Here is a 16,027-nt window from a genome sequence, read left to right on the forward strand (position 1 = left end):
CAGGCCGTCATGACCTGAAATGCCTGATTCTGTCGAATGCCACCGCAATAATGATGAAGGTACCTATGAACATTCCTTGCCAGAATGTCGAGATACCGAGAAGGATCAGAGAGTTGCGAATGACCTCGATCAGCAGTGCGCCAACGACGGCGCCAATGGCCGTGCCTTCGCCGCCGGCGAGATTGGCACCGCCGATCACGGCTGCGGCGATTACGGTCAGCTCCATCGCCTGACCGAGGTTCGTCGTCACGCTGCCGAGCCATCCGGCCATCAAAATGCCCGCGACCCCGGCGCAAAAGGCCGAGAACATGTAGATGCTGACCTTAAGCCGCTTGACCGGAATGCCGGTCAGGAGTGCCGCATGCTCATTGCTGCCGACGGCATAGACATGCTGGCCCCACCGCGTCCACTTGAAGGCCAGCGACATCACGATCGCAAGCACCGTCAGAACATAGAGCGGGTGGGGAACGCCGAGCGTCGAGCCGCCACCAACCCACAGGAGCAGATTGTGATCGGGACCGAACTCCCAGATCATCTTGTTGTCGGAAAGCACCATGGCAAGCGAGCGGGCGGCAGAAAGCGTGCCGAGCGTGACCACGAAGGGCGGCATGCCGCCGTACGCAACCAGCACGCCGTTCAAGAGCCCGACCAGAAGCGCAGCGCCCAATGCCATCGGGGCGGCCAGCCAGAACGCCATGCCGCCTGCCATCAGCACGCTGATCACCATGGCAGACAGGACGACGGAGGATCCCACCGACAGGTCTATACCACCTGAAGCAATCACCGCCGTCATGCCGATCGCAATGATGCCGACGAAGGCGAAGTTGCGGGCGACGTTGAAGAGGTTCCGTTCGCTGGCGAATGTATCGGTAAGGAGGCTCAGCGCCAGGCAGGCGGCGATTGCCGCGATGAAAATCCAGAAAAGCTGCTGGGTTGCGATCTTGGAAAGCCAGCTGCGATGCTGGCTTCTTGATATCGCGTCTTCGAGCGTCGTCATCGGTCCACCTTTCTATGCCGCGTCGATCGCACCGGTAATGAGACCGGTCACTTCTTCGGGAGAGGATTCGGCCGCAGGTTTGCTGGCGACGAGTTCACCGCGGCGGAGCACCGCAATCCTGTCGGCAACGGCGAAGATGTCCGGCATCCGGTGGCTGATGAGGATCACACTGATGCCGTGGTCCTTGAGCCGGCCGATCAGGTCGAGAACCTCCTTGACCTGCCGGACGGAGATGGCCGCCGTCGGCTCGTCCATCATCACGATCTTGGGCTGCGACAGGAGGGTGCGCGCGATGGCGACAGCCTGCCGCTGGCCGCCCGACATCTTCCTGACAAGATCACGCGGGCGCGTCTCGGACTTGAGCTGACGGAAGAGATCGGCCGCGACCTCGTTCATCCGGCGATAGTTCAGGTATTTCAGGGGGCCAAGGCTGCGCATGGCTTCGCGGCCTAGAAAGACGTTCGACGCGGCCGAGAGGTTATCGCAGAGCGCGAGGTCCTGATACACGGCCTCGATCCCCTGTCGCTGCGCGTCTCGGGGCTTGTGAAAGACGACCGTTTCGCCATCGATGCGCATCTCGCCCGCAGAGGGCGGAAAGTTACCGGCGATGATCTTCACGAGCGTGCTTTTTCCCGCACCGTTGTCGCCCATCAGGCCCAGCACCTCGCCCGGCTGCAGAACGAGCGACACAGACGACAGCGCCTGAATGGCCCCGTAACTCTTCGATATTCCTGACAGAACCAGTCTTGTCACGGCTCCCCTCCCCGTTGTTCCGCGCTCTTCTTTGGCCAGTCCAGCAAACTGACACCATTGGCGCCATAACTAAAATCAATAATACCTTGACTTAATATTATTAGTAAATAATTATCTCGCATGGAACCTTGAAATTGCGAGAGGCGCTGCGGATGAAGCTGCTGGTCACAGGAGCGGCCGGAAAAGTCGGTCAGGCCTTCCTTCCCGCCTTTCTGAACGAACAGCGCTTTGGCGGCTGGGAGGTGGTCGCGCTCTGCCACAACCGGGCGATCGCAACCGACGATCGAAGGGTCAGCGTGGTCCATGGCTCGATGGCCGACGAGGAGACCGTCGCAAGCGCGCTTCGGGGCGTCAGTCACGTTCTTCATCTGGCGGCGGTGAAGGAATCGCCAGACCTTGCCATCGATGTGGCGCTCAAGGGTCTCTACCTGCTGCTGGAGCAGTTCCGTCTTTCGTCGAGCGGCCGTCAGTTCCTGCTGCTCAGCGGCGACTGCGTCGTCGGCCACATCTTTCAGGACTACGCCGCCCCGATCACCGAGGCCTCTCAAAGACGCGCCTATCCGGGCATCTACGCTCTGACGAAGGTTCTGGAAGAGGTGATGCTGGAACAGTTCGGCATCCAACATGGGCTCAAGCACACGATCCTGCGGGCGCCATGGATCATGGAAAAGGACGACTTCCGATACGCCTTCGAAATGGGGGAGGCCCAGTTCGGCGGTCCGCCCTGGGAAACGCTCATAGACTCCGAAACGCTCGCGAAAATGCGCGACGTCGGCGTCTTCCCCGCGATGCGCGACGCGAACGGCGGCTTTTTGAAGCGGAGCTTCATCCACGTCGACGATCTGGTCGAAGCCATCCTGCTGTCGATCGACAACCCGGATGCCTGCGGCGAGCTGTTCAACATCGCGATGAACGAGCCCGCGGACTACGGACGAATTTCATCGCTCGTCGAAAAGAACGGGTGGGGCTCGCCGGTGGAGATCAAGACCCCGTTTCACAGCAACTGGCTCGACAACACCAAGGCTCGGAAGGTGCTGGGCTGGACGCCCGCGATCGACCTCGAAGGCCTCGTTGAACGGGCATGGAATTACAGGCGCGAGGACAACGACCCGCGCATTGTCTGGTATCCCGGCTGAGGAACCAACCTTCGCCGGCGATTGCAAGGAGGGGAGAAACAACAATGAAAATAAAATATTTGACAATCGCCACCCTATCAGCAGCCGTGCTTTTCGCAGGCCACGCGAGCGCGCAGGACAAGAAGACGCTCGCCATCGTCGTCAAGGGGCTCGACAACCCGTTCTTCGAGCAGATCAATCTGGGTTGCAAAAAGTGGCTGTCGGAAAACGCCGACAGCGAATACGCCTGCCTCTACACCGGGCCTGCCTCTTCGGCGGACGAATCCGGCGAAGTACAGATTGTCGACGACCTCCTCACCCGCGGCGTTGCGGCGATCGCGATCTCGCCCTCGAACGCACCGGCCATGGCCAACCGCATCCGTCAGATCGCGCCGTCCGTGCCCGTCATGACGATCGACGCCGACTTTCTGGAGCAGGACCACGAGCTGCGGTCGACCTATCTGGGCACCGACAACTACCTGATGGGCGTCAAGATGGCCGAAGAGGCGATGAAGCTGCGTGCGGATGGCGGCACCGTCTGCCTGCAGCTCGGCAATGTCGCGGCCGCCAACATCAATGCCCGCGCCCAGGGTTTCCGCGACACCATCGCGGGCGCCAAGGATATCGACAGGCTCAGCGGACAGAACGGCTGGACGGAGATCGAGGGTTGCCCGGTCTTCACCAATGACCAGGCGGACCTTGCCAACCAGCAGATGTCCGATGTCTTCACGGCCAATCCGGATCTCGACGCCTTCATCCTGATCGGCGGCTGGGCGCAGTTCGCCCCGCAGGCCTACACGCAGGTGACGGATCAGGTGATGGACAAGCTGAAGTCGAAGGACCTGATCATCATCGCCGGCGATACGCTGCCGCCGCAGACGCAAGCCTTCCGCGAAGGCCGCAGCCACGTGCAGGTCGGCCAGCGCCCCTTCGAGATGGGCTACCGCGCGCCCGACGTCATGATCCAGCTGATCAAGGGCGAGACGGTCGACGACCCGCTGTTTACCGGGCTCGACGTCTGCACTGGCGACGCCCCTGGCTTCTGCGAGAAGAACTGAGGCTTCGGGCAGGAGACCGGCCCCGAGGCATGCTCCCGCCCGCGACCCGCGGAAATGGCGTCCCGGAACGTCCTGACTCGTTTCGGGACGCCCTTTGCAACCTGATGAAAGCGATCCCGGCAAAGAGGATCGCGGGAGGACATCATGAAAAAAACAACACCGATCCTGGCGGCGACATGGCTCGCCCTGAGTGCGACCACAGCCCTTGCGCAGGACAAGCCGGCCCTCGCCTTCGTCGTCAACGCGGCGTCGGACTTCTGGAAACTGGCCGAAGCGGGCGTGACGGCGGCACAGGCCGAACTGCCAGGCTATGAACTGCAGTTTCGCTACCCGGCACAAGGCTCCGCCGCCCTGCAGAACGCCCTGATGGACGACCTCGTCGCCGCCGGCACGGACGCGATCATGATTTCTTCGGCCGATCCGAAGAATTCGATCGACGCGTTCAACCGCATCGCGGCGCAGGTGCCGCTGTTCACGACCGACAGCGACGCGCCGCAATCGGACCGCATCGCCTATCTCGGTTCGTCGAACACGCTGGCCGGCAACCAGGCTGGCGAAATCGCCGTCGGCGCGATGCCGAACGGCGGCAAATGCATGGGGTTCGTCGGCTTTCTGGGCGCCGACAACGCGAAGGAACGTATCGCGGGCTTTCGCGAGACAGTCGAAGGCAAGGGCATCGAACTGGTGGACGTGCGCGGCGACGACGTGGACTTCGCCAGGGCGCGCTCCAATGTCGACGACGTGCTGGCGGCCAACCCCGACATCACCTGCATGGTCGGCTTTTACTCCTACAATCCGCCCAAAATCTACGAAGCCCTCCAGGCTGCCGGGAAGCTCGGCGAAATCACCGTCATCGCCTTCGACGAGGACCCGATCACGCTCGGCGCCGTGAGGGAAGGCTCGTTTGCCGGCACCGTGGTCCAGGATCCCTATCAGTGGGGCTATCAGGGCATGAAGCTGATGGCCGCCTATCTGGAAGGCGACAAGTCTGGCATCCCCGCGGACGGCCTGATCATCGTTCCGACGAAGATCATCGACAAGGCGAATGTCGACGCCTTCGAAGCCGAGCTCAAGCAGCGCATCGGCGGCTGACCGCCACCCCTGTCCCGTCCTGCGCGGGCCTTCCCGTCCGCGCAGGGCCGTCGGTAGAGGCGAGGATGGCATGGCCCGCGTCGAAAACCCCATTGCCCTGGAGCTGGTCGGCATTACGAAGGTGTATGCAAGCGCCATCGCTCTCAATGATGTCTCGCTCAGCATACGCGGGGGTGAGGTGGTCGGGCTCATCGGCGAGAACGGCGCGGGAAAATCGACGCTGATGAAGGTTCTCGGCGGCACGATCAGGCCGGACGAAGGCCGGATCGTCATCGACGGCGACAGCACAACGGGCCTGACGGTGGCCCGCGCCCTGGAACACGGGATCGCCTTCGTGCACCAGGAGCTCAATCCGTTTTCCAATCTCGACGTTACCGACAATGTCCTGCTCGGCCGCGAAACCCGGAAAGGTCCGTTCGGGTTCATCGACCGCAGGGCGATGGAAGACCGCGTGCGGCCGCTGCTCGCCATGCTCGGCACCCGGTTCGGACCGTCCGACCCCGTCTCGGACCTTTCGCTCGCCGACCAGCAACTCCTCGAAATCGCGCGGGCGCTGTCGACCAACGTGCGGCTGCTCATCCTCGACGAACCCACATCGAGCCTCACCCTTTCGGAGACGCAACGCCTGCTGGGGGTGATCCGGCTCCTGCGTGACGATGGCGTTGCGGTGCTCTTCATCACGCACCGCCTCAGTGAGGCGGAGATGGTTGCCGACCGTGTCGTGGGGTTGCGTGACGGCAGGAACGCCGGCGCGCTGGCGCGCGAGGACATCAACAAGGACGCCATGGTGCGCCTGATGATCGGCCGCCCTGTCTCGCAGTTCTATGAAAAGCCGGGCGAAAACAGCGGCAATATCGTGCTCGAAGCACGAGGTCTGCACACCGCCGCCTACCCGCGGGAGACCGTCGACCTCACGCTCCGCGGCGGCGAGATCCTCGGGCTTGCGGGTCTTGTGGGCGCGGGGCGTACCGAGCTTGCACGGGCCATCTTCGGCATCGATCCGCGCGAAGACGGGGTGGTGACGGTGGAGGGAATTCCTGTGCCAGCCGGTTCGGTGACCGAAGCGATCCGGGCCGGCATCTGCCTCGTGCCCGAAGACCGCAAGTCCGAAGGGCTCTTTCTCGACTTCGCCATTTCCCAGAACATCGCCATGCCGAGTCTCGGAAGCCTGGCGCGCTACGGTTTCGTCGACACGCTGGCCGAACTCGCTCTGGCCGGCGACGCACGCGAAAAGCTTGCGATCAAGGCCCCGAGGCTTGATCGGCCGGCCGGCGAACTCTCGGGCGGCAACCAGCAGAAAATCGTGCTGGCGAAGTGGCTAGCCACCCGCCCGAAGGTGATCATTCTGGATGAGCCGACGCGCGGGATCGATGTCGGCGCCAAGGCCGAGGTCTACCGCCTGATGCGGGCGCTGGCGGGCGACGGAGCGGCGATCCTGATGATCTCGTCGGACATGGAGGAGGTGATCGGCGTGTCGAGCCGGGTCGCCGTCATGAGCCGGGGCCGCATCGCGGGAATGCTGGAACATGAGGAGCTGTCGGAGGAGCGGATCCTGCGGCTGGCTGTCGGATAGAAGGTCAGGATGATGCACAGAAAGGATCTCGGGCTTGCGGTTCTGGTTGTCTGCGTCGGGACGATCGTGGCGCTCGTCAATCCACGGTTTCTCTCGCCGATCAACCTTGCCAACACGGCCAACCTGATCGGGCTTTTCGGGCTTTTCTCGATTGCCGAGGCCTTCGTCATCGTGACCGGCGGGATCGAGCTTTCGATCGGTTCGGTGATCGCCCTGCTTGGCGTGATCTTCATCGATCTCATCTCCACCTTTGGCGTCGCATGGCCGCTTGCCCTTGCGATCGTACTCGTCCTCGCGGTGCTGATCGGCCTGCTGCATGGCTGGCTCGTGACCCGGCTCAGGTTGCAGCCCTTCGTGGTGACCCTGTGCGGGCTGCTGATCTATCGCGGCGTCGCGCGCTTCTACACCCGGGACGGCACCGCCGGCTTCAGCTTCGGAGCGGATTTTCCGGCGCTCGAATATCTCGTCGCAGGGCGCACAGCAGGCATTCCCCACTCGGTGATCGCCTTTGCGATCGCCGCGGTGATCGCCTGGTTCGTGCTGCATCGCACAGTGTTCGGCCGTCATCTCTTCGCCGTGGGCAAGAATGAGGAAGCCGCCCGCTATTCGGGGATCGACACGCGGCGCGTGATCGTCGCCTCCTATGTGCTGTGCATGCTGCTGACCGGACTCTCCGCCGTCTTTTTCGCCATGTATACCCGGTCCGTGCAGCCAGCCTCGCACGGGAATTTCTACGAACTTTACGGCATAGCGGCGGCCGTGCTGGGCGGCTTCTCGCTGCGCGGCGGCGAAGGATCGATCGTCGGCGTCGTCCTTGGTGTGATCCTGCTTCAGGTTCTCCAGAATCTCGTCAACCTGCTGGGCATTCCTTCGTCCTTGAACTTTGCCGTCATGGGCAGCGTCATTCTCGTCGGCGTGACCGCCGATACGCAATTCATGGCCTATCGCGAAAAGCGCAGGCAGGCCGCGGCGATGTCCACTCTCGACAAGCAGGTCAGGACTCCGAAGAGATCAGAAGCGGCTCCGGAACACTGAACGGGCAAGACACCCGGATTTTTCGCCCTTTGCGCTATTGCGCTTCGCGACGTGACCGGTGCAGCCGTGCCATCGCGCGAAGGCCGGCGTCTATAGGGTCCTGAAGGCCCATGACCTTATCACCAGTCCGGCGATCTTGCGGTCTGTCTCGAAGGCAGGCGCATGGACCATGTTCGCGGTGCACCGCCCCCCCTCAGACCCAGGGAAAGATCGAACGCTGGCACCAGACGCTGAAGAACCGCATCCTCTTGGAGAACGACTTCTTGCCGGGTGCGCTCGAACAGGCCGTCGCCGCCTTCATCGACCACGACAACCACCACCGCCATCACGAGAGCCTCGGCAACCTCACGCCTGCCGACGTTTACCGCGGCAGGGCAGTCAGGCTGTGGCGGACCCGGCGCGCTCCGACAGCAGTTTCCCGGCGATCTCGATGGCCTCCTCGCGAGACGAGGCAAGCCTCATCGGATAGCCCCAGAATTTGGCAAAGGCCACACCGAAAGCCTTGAACGCCAGACGCTTGGCGGCGCTCGGCTCAATCACAATCATCGCCAGCACGAGCGTGCGCAGTTCGGCCTTGTGCTTCTTCATCCACAGCGAGGTGCGTTTCTTTTCTTCCTGGCTGTGCTCATGGTCTTCGTCCGGAACGGAATCGGTCAGAAGCACGAACGGCGTGCCGCGCTTCAGAGTCGCCTCGAATGCCTCGAAGTCCTCGTCGTGGTCGTGATCGGGACCTTCGTCATAGCTCATCCAGACGAGCGGGAAGTTCGTGCTGTCCAAAGGCATGTGTCTTCTCCTTGGAGTTTCTGCGCAATTCCGGACGGTGAACCGGTGTCCACTTCACCTGGAATTGCTCAAGCCGGGATGGATGCTTTCAATTCGAACGGATGTGCCGCCACGACATGATCAGCGCGACCGCGCCAGGAAGCGTGACTGCCAGCAGTTCCAAGGCAACGAGATGGCCGCCGTCGCGCAAGCCATCCGATACGCCGGCGAGCGTGCTCATGGTGAAAAGGAGACCGCCGAGGGCGAGCATGGCCCAGTCGGTCGCGCGCCTTCCGGCAAGCGCCAGCAACGGCGGGATGACCCAGGCGCCGTAAAAAATAGATACGCCCCACAACGCGGCGGGGCCGAAAGTCATGGCCTGCATTGTCCCGCCGCTTCCGACGTAATCATTCAGATAAGAGAAGCACTGGATCGTGACGAAGATCGCGGCACCGACCGCTGGGACAAGCCACGCGAGTGCGAGCTTAACTGGTTTCTTTTCGATCACGTCAACACTCCTATCCGAATTTGCTCGACAGGCAGTTGAGCGCTGCCCCTCTCGAAGAGGAGCGTGATCATGATCGCCGCGTGTCCCTTCTGCCTGAAAGCAATACGTCAGTCGGCGAATGGCGTCATTGCGCAATTCTGCCATTGTATGTTTTAATCCGGCCGAAATGAAAAAACGCTGAGGCCTTTGATGTATGTAGACGTCCGTAGCGATTGGCTTTCCTATGTCGATGAGATTCCTCGCGCTCTCGTCGCGGCCAACGCCGTCGCCAATCTTGAGGCCCTGGAGCAGTCGCCGCGGCACTCGCATCAGAAAGCGCAACTGCTTTTCACGGTCCGTGGCATCATCAACTGCGAGGTTGAAGACGCTGTCTGGATCGTGCCGCCGCAATGCGCCGTGTGGATTCCCGGCGGGCTGCCCCATACCGTTTTCGGCTCAGGCGAGGTGGAGTGCATCTCCCTCTTCATCGAACCTCCTGAAGCTCCGAACCTGCCGAGCGAATGCTGCACGATCACGGTGTCGAGCTTTTTCCGTCATCTGCTGATGCGGGCCAACGAGCTACCGGAGCGCTATGACGTCGACGGTCCGGACGGCCGCATCGTGTCCGTTATCTTCGATGAACTGGCTGCGGCGCCGGTCGAAGACCTCCGCCTCCCAATCCCCAGCGATTCGCGCCTGAAGAAGCTCGCCGACCTGTTAATCGCGGCGCCTGCGGATCATGCGACCGTCGCGGAGTGGGCCTCCCGCATCGCGGTCAGCGAGCGCAGCCTGAACCGTATGCTGGCGGAACAGGTGGGCATGAGTTTCGGCCGCTGGCGCCGGCAGTTGCATGTTGTCCTCGCCTTGCGGCATCTGAGCGCCGGCCAGACGGTCCAGGCCGTCGCGATGGATCTCGGCTATGAAAGCGCCAGCAGTTTCGTGACCATGTTCCGAAAGATGGTCGGCAAGCCGCCAAGCCGCTATCTGCTCGAGCGGCTTAGGTCTGCACCTCACGATCATGGCGAGCGATAGGAACTGCTGGGCTTCATCTACGATCGCCGCATAGCGAAGTCTCCGGCGGTGCGGCCGTCGTGATGCTCGACGAGTTCACGATCAAAAGCTCTTGGTGATCCCGAGCCCGACGATACGGCCCGGTCCGGCCGCGACGGTTTCGGCGCCCAAATAGAGCGAACCGAACGTTTCGGCACGTTGGTCGAGGAGATTGCGCCCGAAGGCATAGAGCTCCAGGTCGCCAGCATCGTTCTTCCACCCGATCCGGGCGTCCACAATGTGGTAAGGCTTCAGATCGAACGAATTGTCGACATCGGCGGGACGGCTCCCAGTGAACTGATACTGCACCCCAAGGGACAACGAACCCGGCAGATTCAGGACGCTGGCTAAGGTATCGTATTGCAGCCCTGTCGTGACGGTCCATTGCGGCGTGTTGGGCACCCCGTTCCCCGCGACGGTGTTGGTGTTGGCACCATTGGCTCCCAGCTCGCTATACGTGTAGCCGAGGCCGCCCGTCAGGGTCAGCCCATCTGAGATGAGCATGCGGCCCTGAAGCTCGAAGCCACTGGTCTTATAATCCTGATAGGTCGTGCCGAACGTCCCGAGCGCGGGATCAAGGTAGGTCATGACGCCATTCTTGATATCGTTGTGAAAGACGCTGGCATCGAGCTCAAGGCGGTCGTCGAACAGGCTTGCCTTTATGCCTGCCTCATATGTCCAGCCGGCCGCCGCCGGATATGGATCGGCCACGACGCCGTTCACCGGGTAACCGAACAACGGATAGACGCGCGTGGCGTGGCCGCGCGCCAGCGAGACATAGGTCTGGACCTCATCCGACCACTTGTAAGCCAGCGCCATTCGGCCCGTCGGATAGGTTTGCGAGGTCGAGTTTGAGCCTGTCAGATCGGCAATATCCCCCGAGTTCCCACGCTTGAGTTCGATCTGATCGTGGCTCAAGCGACCGCCGATCGAAAACTCCCATCGCTCCGCGAACGGGACTGACATGTCACCGAACAGGCCAAGGTTGGTACTGTTGAGGTCGGTGTCCATTGTGATGGTGTCGAAGTAAGGCGGGGGCGCGCATTGCGCGCTGACGCATGTACGGCTCCCTTCGGTGCGAGCGACACTGGCGCCCATGACCCACCGGATCGGATCGCCTTCAAGCGAATTCAGCCGAAGCTCCTGGCTGAAGATGTTCTCTTTATCGTCTAGGTGGCCGCGAGAACTGAAAGCCGGAAATCCAAGCTGGTCGTAGAGCAGCTTGTCGGCGTTGTCGGTCTTGCTGTCCAGTTCGTTGTGCTGATAGGCGCTGAGGGAGGTGAATCTGAAAGCGTCAAATTCGCGTTCCACGGTCAGCGTGGTGCCGCCTTGCGTCGTCACCGACTTCGGTTCGGTCAAGGTTCCGCTGATCGGAAATCCGGGCGTATTGCGCAGGAGGTAGAATGGTGCGTTGCCTTCATCCCGGAGGTAGTTGCCAGTCAGCGTGACGGTCGTATCGTCGATCCCGGTGTAGCGCAGCCCGCCACGAAATGCCGCGATATCGCGCTTGCCGAGGTCATCGGTGAACAAGCTGCTAACGTCACCGTCCTGGTGACCGAAACGCACGGCCATGCGTCCGTCAAGCGCATCCGGGATGATATTGCCGCCCAGAACCATCTCACCCATGCGATAGCCGTTTGTGCCGATCTCGCTGGTCACATGGATATCGCGCACCCCGTCCGGCTGATTGGTAACGACATTGATGGCGCCCCCGAGGGCATTGCTGCCCCATAATGTGCCCTGCGGGCCGCGCATAACCTCGATCCGATTAACATCGAGGAGAACGTTGGAGGCACTCATCAAACTGTTCGGCACACCGTCGATATTGAAGGCGACCGTGCCATCGGAAAAATTGACCGGCGTTCCGAGCGAACTCACGCCGCGAATAGAGAAAAACTGCGAACCTGTGGCTCTGTTGATCCACTGCACATTTGGCGAATTGCGGGCAATGGCTGCGCCGGGATCGAATGGTGCAGCCATCAAACTTTCCTGAGGGACTACGGTGACGCTTTCAGGGACATCTCTAAGGTCTTCGCTGGTTTTTCTAGCCGTAACCACTATGGGATCGAGGACCGTAACGTCGGCCTCGGCATTCGTTTGAATGGGCTCGGCCTGTTCTGATGCCGTTTGCGCCTCTGCAACACAGCCCCATCCCGAAGCAAGGAACGTCGCGAGCAAATATATAGGGCTCGCCGACAACTTATAATTGTTCAAATCAATCATTTGTCACCCCGCCTTGAGTAAACTGCGGTCGACAAATCGCGAATGATCCGCATTAACGCTTGAATAAACTGGAGTTCGAGATTCAAGATTTCGCCATCCCGCCAATCTGTTTGTCAATCCGGCCAAACTGCGGACTCTCAGCCCTGTCGCTGCGGGGGCGGAGATACCTCAGAAATGCTGCTGAGGGCCGATTCTCTGGCTAGTGAGCGGGATCACGGTGCTGACGGCTCTCGTCGCCTTTTTCTTTCTCGGCCGGAGCCGCGAGACGGTAGAGGATATCGACGACGAGGCTGAATTGGCCGCAGGCGTCGCGATGTCACCCGGCAAAGCAGGATTTTGCAGCCAGCCATAGCGGGCAATCCCCGTTGCCGTCCAAGCTGCCACGACACCGAACCGCCCTGCACAACGCCCATAACCGAGGTTTTGGTCTGCCGCCAAGGAAGTGGTCCTCCCTGAAGTCTGGTTCTTGAACCATTGGAGGACGAGAACATGGGCCAGAAGAAGCACAAGCCAGAAGAGATCGTCGCCAAGCTGCGTCAGGTTGACGTCCTGGTTTCGCAAGGCCGAACGACGGCTGCTGCGTCCGGCTTCGACCAGAGTATCGCGACCATGTCTGGTCCTATGACTTCGTTGAAAGCCGAACCCACGATGGACGGAGGTTCCGCATGCTCAATATCCTCGACGCGTTCAGCCGGGAAAGTCTGGCGATCCGCATCAATCGAAAGCTGAACTCGACCGACGTCATCGATGCTCTGACTGATCTGTTCATCCTGCGTGGTGTGCCCGGTCACATCAGGTCGGATAATGGGCCGGAGTTCATCGCCAAGGCGGTGCGGGACTGGATCGCGGCCGTCGGCGCCACGACGGCATTTATCGAGCCTGGAAGCCCGTGGGAAAATGGCTATTGCGAAAGCTTCAACGCCCGGCTTGGCGACGAGTTTGTGAACGGAGAAATCTTCTACTCGCTCGGCGAGGCCAAGGTCGTGATCGACAGCTGGCGCCGTCACTACAATCCCGAACGCCCGCATTCTTCCCTGGGCTATAAACCACCAGCACCGGAAGTCCTGCTTTGGCCGGAGCCGCTCAATGGAAAGGCTGCGACGGCCAAACCAACCGTGGCCCAAAGGCCGACCCTGCACCAAGATTTACACCGGACCACCCTATGGGGGCAGACGAGCCGGCCCAACAGGCCGATCCGCGAAAATGCACACGGCTCTGAAAAGAGCCTGACCATTTGTCGCGAACGGACCCACATTTGCATTCTAGTTGCCCCAGCCCACTCGCAACCCTAGGCTATCGAAGGACACGAGGAAAAGAGAAAAATCGATGAGCAACGCTTGGATGGTCCGCGCTGAACGCAACAGCAGGCTGTACGACTTTTTCAAAGATAACAGCATCGTCGCAATTGGGTGGTTCGAAATTGGCAGTCTGGAAGACCTGAACACCCGCAAGGCAGTCATGAGCCGGGTCGAACAACAGTGGCCCGAACGGAAGCTCCAGGCGGTTGCCATGGATGCAGGGCAGCTGTTTCGGTTTCGCAATGAGCTAGCCGTCGGTGACATGGTGCTGACTTACGACCAGCGCCGTCGCGTCTATCTGGTCGGAACGATTGCTGGACCATACCGCTACGATCGATCTTTGGATCCCGAATATCCTAACTTGCGATCGGTGACATGGCGTGGAGAAGTCTCTCGCGACCTGTTGTCAGTTGCCAGCCGAAACAGTCTCGGAGCGATCTCAACGCTTTTTCTCGTGCCCAAGGAAGTAGCTGATGATGTGGAAAGGGCACTGACTTCCCATCGCCCTTCAACCCCATCATCACCATCGGAAGATGAAGCTATCGAAGAGGGCGTCTTCGCAAACATACAAGCGAAAGCACTCGAATTCGCAAAGGACCGTGTATCCGCTCTTGGATGGGAAGAACTACAGGATCTTGTGGCTGGCTTACTCCGCGCTCTCGGATATCGCACCCGAGTGTCGGCAGCTGGCCCTGATCGGGGCAAAGACATCGTCGCTTCTCCCGATGGATTCGGGTTTGAGGCCCCCCGTATCGTAGTCGAGGTGAAACATCGACAAGGCGCCATGGGATCTCAGCAGATACGCAGCTTTCTGGGTGGGCGGCATCCTCAGGACAAAGGCCTCTATGTCTCTACGGGTGGCTTCACCAAAGATGCCTATTACGAAGCTGAACGTGCGAACATCCCCATGGCATTGATGACGATCGACGAACTCGTAGAGTCACTCGTTGAGCACTATGACAACCTCGACATGGAGACGAAGCAGTTGCTGCCGATGAAAAGAATCTACTGGCCAGCGTAGTGGCTGATTGCTGTTCTGAGGCTTCGCGCCGATGCAGGACCACTGTTGGGGTAATTGTTGGGGCATTCGCCGACACCCGCCAGCAAATGCCAATATTTTCAATTATCTATAAATTATATGGCGGACAGAGAGGGATTCGAACCCTCGATAGAGTTGCCCCTATACACGCGTTCCAGGCGTGCGCCTTCAACCACTCGGCCACCTGTCCTTGGTGCGGCGGAATATACCCATCGCGCTTCGCGGCGCAAGCCATGCGTGACGTTTTTTTGTCGGCCGGAAAGTCTCAGGGCAAATAGCAGGGAAAAGGTCTGTGCACAGACCCCGCAATGACGGCGCCGCGCACCAGAAAAGGCCCTTGCAGCGGGCGAAATCATGAGCTTGGACCATTCGGCCCAATCCGGCGCTGCGGACACAGGGCGCCGATCGAAGGACGACCGTCGCGGCTCACGGCGTTCCCATCGCATCGAACGGCCGCAAGCGAGTCGCCATGCGGAGGGGCGGCACGTACCCGCGCCGACCGGACGCCTTACAGCATGCTCGGCAGCACCCGATCCGGCGGGCGGTGCCCGTCCATGAAGGTCTTGATGTTGATGATGACCTTCTCGCCCATGTCGATGCGGCCCTCGAGCGTCGCCGAGCCGAGATGCGGCAACAGCACCACGTGGTCGTTCTTGACGAGCTTCGGGTTGACCGCCGGCTCATGCTCGAAGACGTCGAGACCCGCGCCCGCAAGGTCGCCCGCCTCCAGCATGCGCGCCAGCGTGTTCTCGTCGACCACCTCGCCGCGCGCGGTGTTGACGAGATAGGCTTCCTTTTTCATCAGCTTCAGCCGCCGCCCGGAGAGAAGATGATAGGTCGCGGGCGTATGCGGGCAATGGATGGAGACGACATCCATGCGGGCCAGCATCTGGTCGAGGCTTTCCCAGTAGGTCGCCTCCAGCCGGTCCTCGATCTCTGCGGGAACGCGGCGCCGGTTGTGGTAGTGGATGGACATGCCGAAGGCGAGCGCCCGGCGCGCCACCGCCTGGCCGATGCGGCCCATGCCGATGATGCCGAGCCGCTTGCCCCAGATCCGCCGCCCGAGCATGAAGGTCGGCGACCAGCCGGTCCATTCGCCGCTTTCCATGACCTTGAGGCCTTCGGACATGCGGCGCGGCACGGCGAGGATGAGTGCCATGGTCATGTCGGCCGTATCCTCGGTGAGGACGCCCGGCGTGTTGGTGACGGCGATGCCGCGATTGTTGGCGCTCTCCACGTCGATATTGTCGACGCCGTTGCCGAAGTTCGCGATCAGCTTGAGGTTGGGCCCGGCCTTGGCGAGCACCGCCGCGTCGATCCGGTCCGTCACCGTCGGCACCAGCACGTCCGCCTCGGCGACCGCCGCCGTCAGTTCGGCCTGGGTCATCGGATGGTCGTCGGCATTGAGCCGCGTGTCGAAGAGTTCGCGCATGCGCGTTTCCACCACATCGGGCAGCTTCCGCGTGACGAAAACGATCGGCTTCTTGCGAGACATCCCGTCCTACTCCCCCTGCCCCGCAACGCGCCGAACGGCGGGCGAGCGGG

General features: G+C 61.2%; 14 protein-coding genes, 1 tRNA gene and 2 pseudogenes. 9 read left to right on the forward strand and 8 right to left on the reverse strand.

The features are described 5' to 3' along the window. Positions 1-7: 7 nt before the first annotated feature. On the reverse strand, positions 8-997 hold the full coding sequence (locus HDIA_RS18825; RefSeq protein WP_099557567.1) for an ABC transporter permease: 990 nt from the start codon (positions 995-997) through the stop codon (positions 8-10). Between the two features lie 12 nt (positions 998-1,009). Then, positions 1,010-1,750 carry an ATP-binding cassette domain-containing protein gene (locus tag HDIA_RS18830; protein WP_099557568.1) on the reverse strand — a complete coding sequence of 247 codons (741 nt, stop codon included), beginning with the start codon at positions 1,748-1,750 and terminating at the stop codon, positions 1,010-1,012. 152 nt (positions 1,751-1,902) lie between these two features. Between HDIA_RS18830 and HDIA_RS18835 the strand changes: the two genes are divergently transcribed. From HDIA_RS18835 to HDIA_RS18860, 6 genes and pseudogenes are all read left to right on the forward strand, one after another. After that, positions 1,903-2,886 carry an NAD-dependent epimerase/dehydratase family protein gene (locus tag HDIA_RS18835; RefSeq protein ID WP_099557569.1) on the forward strand — a complete coding sequence of 328 codons (984 nt, stop codon included), beginning with the start codon at positions 1,903-1,905 and terminating at the stop codon, positions 2,884-2,886. Between the two features lie 44 nt (positions 2,887-2,930). Beyond that, positions 2,931-3,923, forward strand: coding sequence for a sugar-binding protein (locus HDIA_RS18840; protein WP_099557570.1), 993 nt, complete (start codon positions 2,931-2,933; stop codon positions 3,921-3,923). Between the two features lie 144 nt (positions 3,924-4,067). Continuing rightward, the gene (locus HDIA_RS18845) at positions 4,068-5,015 is read left to right on the forward strand and encodes a sugar-binding protein (RefSeq protein WP_099557571.1); all 948 of its coding nucleotides are present in this window, start codon (positions 4,068-4,070) and stop codon (positions 5,013-5,015) included. Positions 5,016-5,085: 70 nt separating this feature from the next. After that, positions 5,086-6,588 carry a sugar ABC transporter ATP-binding protein gene (locus HDIA_RS18850; protein WP_099557572.1) on the forward strand — a complete coding sequence of 501 codons (1,503 nt, stop codon included), beginning with the start codon at positions 5,086-5,088 and terminating at the stop codon, positions 6,586-6,588. A gap of 12 nt (positions 6,589-6,600) precedes the next feature. Further along, positions 6,601-7,623 (forward strand): ABC transporter permease, encoded by a 1,023-nt coding sequence (locus HDIA_RS18855; protein ID WP_099559008.1) that lies wholly within the window; start codon positions 6,601-6,603, stop codon positions 7,621-7,623. A gap of 126 nt (positions 7,624-7,749) precedes the next feature. Beyond that, positions 7,750-8,048: pseudogene (locus HDIA_RS18860) on the forward strand (integrase core domain-containing protein); the annotation flags it as partial. On the opposite strand, the gene HDIA_RS18865 reads toward HDIA_RS18860, so the two are convergent. After that, positions 8,002-8,406: a hypothetical protein gene (locus HDIA_RS18865; RefSeq protein ID WP_099557573.1), complete on the reverse strand. Its 405-nt coding sequence runs from the start codon at positions 8,404-8,406 to the stop codon at positions 8,002-8,004. The pseudogene HDIA_RS18860 and the gene HDIA_RS18865 overlap by 47 nt on opposite strands. 88 nt (positions 8,407-8,494) lie before the next feature. Next, complete coding sequence (locus HDIA_RS18870) at positions 8,495-8,893, reverse strand: hypothetical protein (RefSeq protein WP_099557574.1); 399 nt, start codon at positions 8,891-8,893, stop codon at positions 8,495-8,497. A 189-nt stretch (positions 8,894-9,082) separates the two neighbouring features. On the opposite strand from HDIA_RS18870, the gene HDIA_RS18875 reads away from it, so the two are divergent. Further along, positions 9,083-9,904: an AraC family transcriptional regulator gene (locus HDIA_RS18875; protein WP_099557575.1), complete on the forward strand. Its 822-nt coding sequence runs from the start codon at positions 9,083-9,085 to the stop codon at positions 9,902-9,904. A gap of 81 nt (positions 9,905-9,985) precedes the next feature. On the opposite strand, the gene HDIA_RS18880 is transcribed toward HDIA_RS18875, so the two are convergent. Beyond that, a complete protein-coding gene (locus tag HDIA_RS18880; RefSeq protein ID WP_099557576.1) occupies positions 9,986-12,145 on the reverse strand; it encodes a TonB-dependent receptor in 2,160 nt (719 codons plus the stop codon). 168 nt (positions 12,146-12,313) lie between these two features. Then, positions 12,314-12,706 (reverse strand): hypothetical protein, encoded by a 393-nt coding sequence (locus tag HDIA_RS25450; RefSeq protein WP_157775735.1) that lies wholly within the window; start codon positions 12,704-12,706, stop codon positions 12,314-12,316. Positions 12,707-12,711: 5 nt separating this feature from the next. On the opposite strand from HDIA_RS25450, the pseudogene HDIA_RS18885 reads away from it, so the two are divergent. Together HDIA_RS18885 and HDIA_RS18890 are read left to right on the forward strand one after the other, a co-directional pair. Further along, positions 12,712-13,284, forward strand: a pseudogene (locus HDIA_RS18885) (integrase core domain-containing protein); the annotation flags it as partial. Between the two features lie 187 nt (positions 13,285-13,471). After that, on the forward strand, positions 13,472-14,464 hold the full coding sequence (locus HDIA_RS18890; protein WP_173796261.1) for a restriction endonuclease: 993 nt from the start codon (positions 13,472-13,474) through the stop codon (positions 14,462-14,464). 118 nt (positions 14,465-14,582) lie between these two features. Here HDIA_RS18890 and HDIA_RS18895 read toward each other — a convergent pair. Together HDIA_RS18895 and HDIA_RS18900 are read right to left on the reverse strand one after the other, a co-directional pair. Then, a tRNA-Ser gene (locus tag HDIA_RS18895) sits at positions 14,583-14,672 on the reverse strand. Between the two features lie 318 nt (positions 14,673-14,990). Next, positions 14,991-15,977, reverse strand: coding sequence for a 2-hydroxyacid dehydrogenase (locus tag HDIA_RS18900; protein WP_099557577.1), 987 nt, complete (start codon positions 15,975-15,977; stop codon positions 14,991-14,993). Between the last annotated feature and the right edge of the window lie 50 nt (positions 15,978-16,027).

The sequence above is a fragment of the Hartmannibacter diazotrophicus genome (assembly GCF_900231165.1).
GTDB classification, from domain to species: Bacteria; Pseudomonadota; Alphaproteobacteria; order Rhizobiales; family Pleomorphomonadaceae; genus Hartmannibacter; species Hartmannibacter diazotrophicus.

What these genes read in the sequence shown, in the direction of transcription:
- HDIA_RS18825 (WP_099557567.1), bottom strand. Translation starts at nt 997, where the DNA reads ATGACGACGCTCGAAGACGCGATATCAAGAAGCCAGCATCGCAGCTGG.
- HDIA_RS18835 (WP_099557569.1), top strand. Translation starts at nt 1,903, where the DNA reads ATGAAGCTGCTGGTCACAGGAGCGGCCGGAAAAGTCGGTCAGGCCTTC.
- HDIA_RS18840 (WP_099557570.1), top strand. Translation starts at nt 2,931, where the DNA reads ATGAAAATAAAATATTTGACAATCGCCACCCTATCAGCAGCCGTGCTT.
- HDIA_RS18845 (WP_099557571.1), top strand. Translation starts at nt 4,068, where the DNA reads ATGAAAAAAACAACACCGATCCTGGCGGCGACATGGCTCGCCCTGAGT.
- HDIA_RS18850 (WP_099557572.1), top strand. Translation starts at nt 5,086, where the DNA reads ATGGCCCGCGTCGAAAACCCCATTGCCCTGGAGCTGGTCGGCATTACG.
- HDIA_RS18855 (WP_099559008.1), top strand. Translation starts at nt 6,601, where the DNA reads ATGCACAGAAAGGATCTCGGGCTTGCGGTTCTGGTTGTCTGCGTCGGG.
- HDIA_RS18865 (WP_099557573.1), bottom strand. Translation starts at nt 8,406, where the DNA reads ATGCCTTTGGACAGCACGAACTTCCCGCTCGTCTGGATGAGCTATGAC.
- HDIA_RS18875 (WP_099557575.1), top strand. Translation starts at nt 9,083, where the DNA reads ATGTATGTAGACGTCCGTAGCGATTGGCTTTCCTATGTCGATGAGATT.
- HDIA_RS18880 (WP_099557576.1), bottom strand. Translation starts at nt 12,145, where the DNA reads ATGATTGATTTGAACAATTATAAGTTGTCGGCGAGCCCTATATATTTG.
- HDIA_RS18890 (WP_173796261.1), top strand. Translation starts at nt 13,472, where the DNA reads ATGAGCAACGCTTGGATGGTCCGCGCTGAACGCAACAGCAGGCTGTAC.
- HDIA_RS18900 (WP_099557577.1), bottom strand. Translation starts at nt 15,977, where the DNA reads ATGTCTCGCAAGAAGCCGATCGTTTTCGTCACGCGGAAGCTGCCCGAT.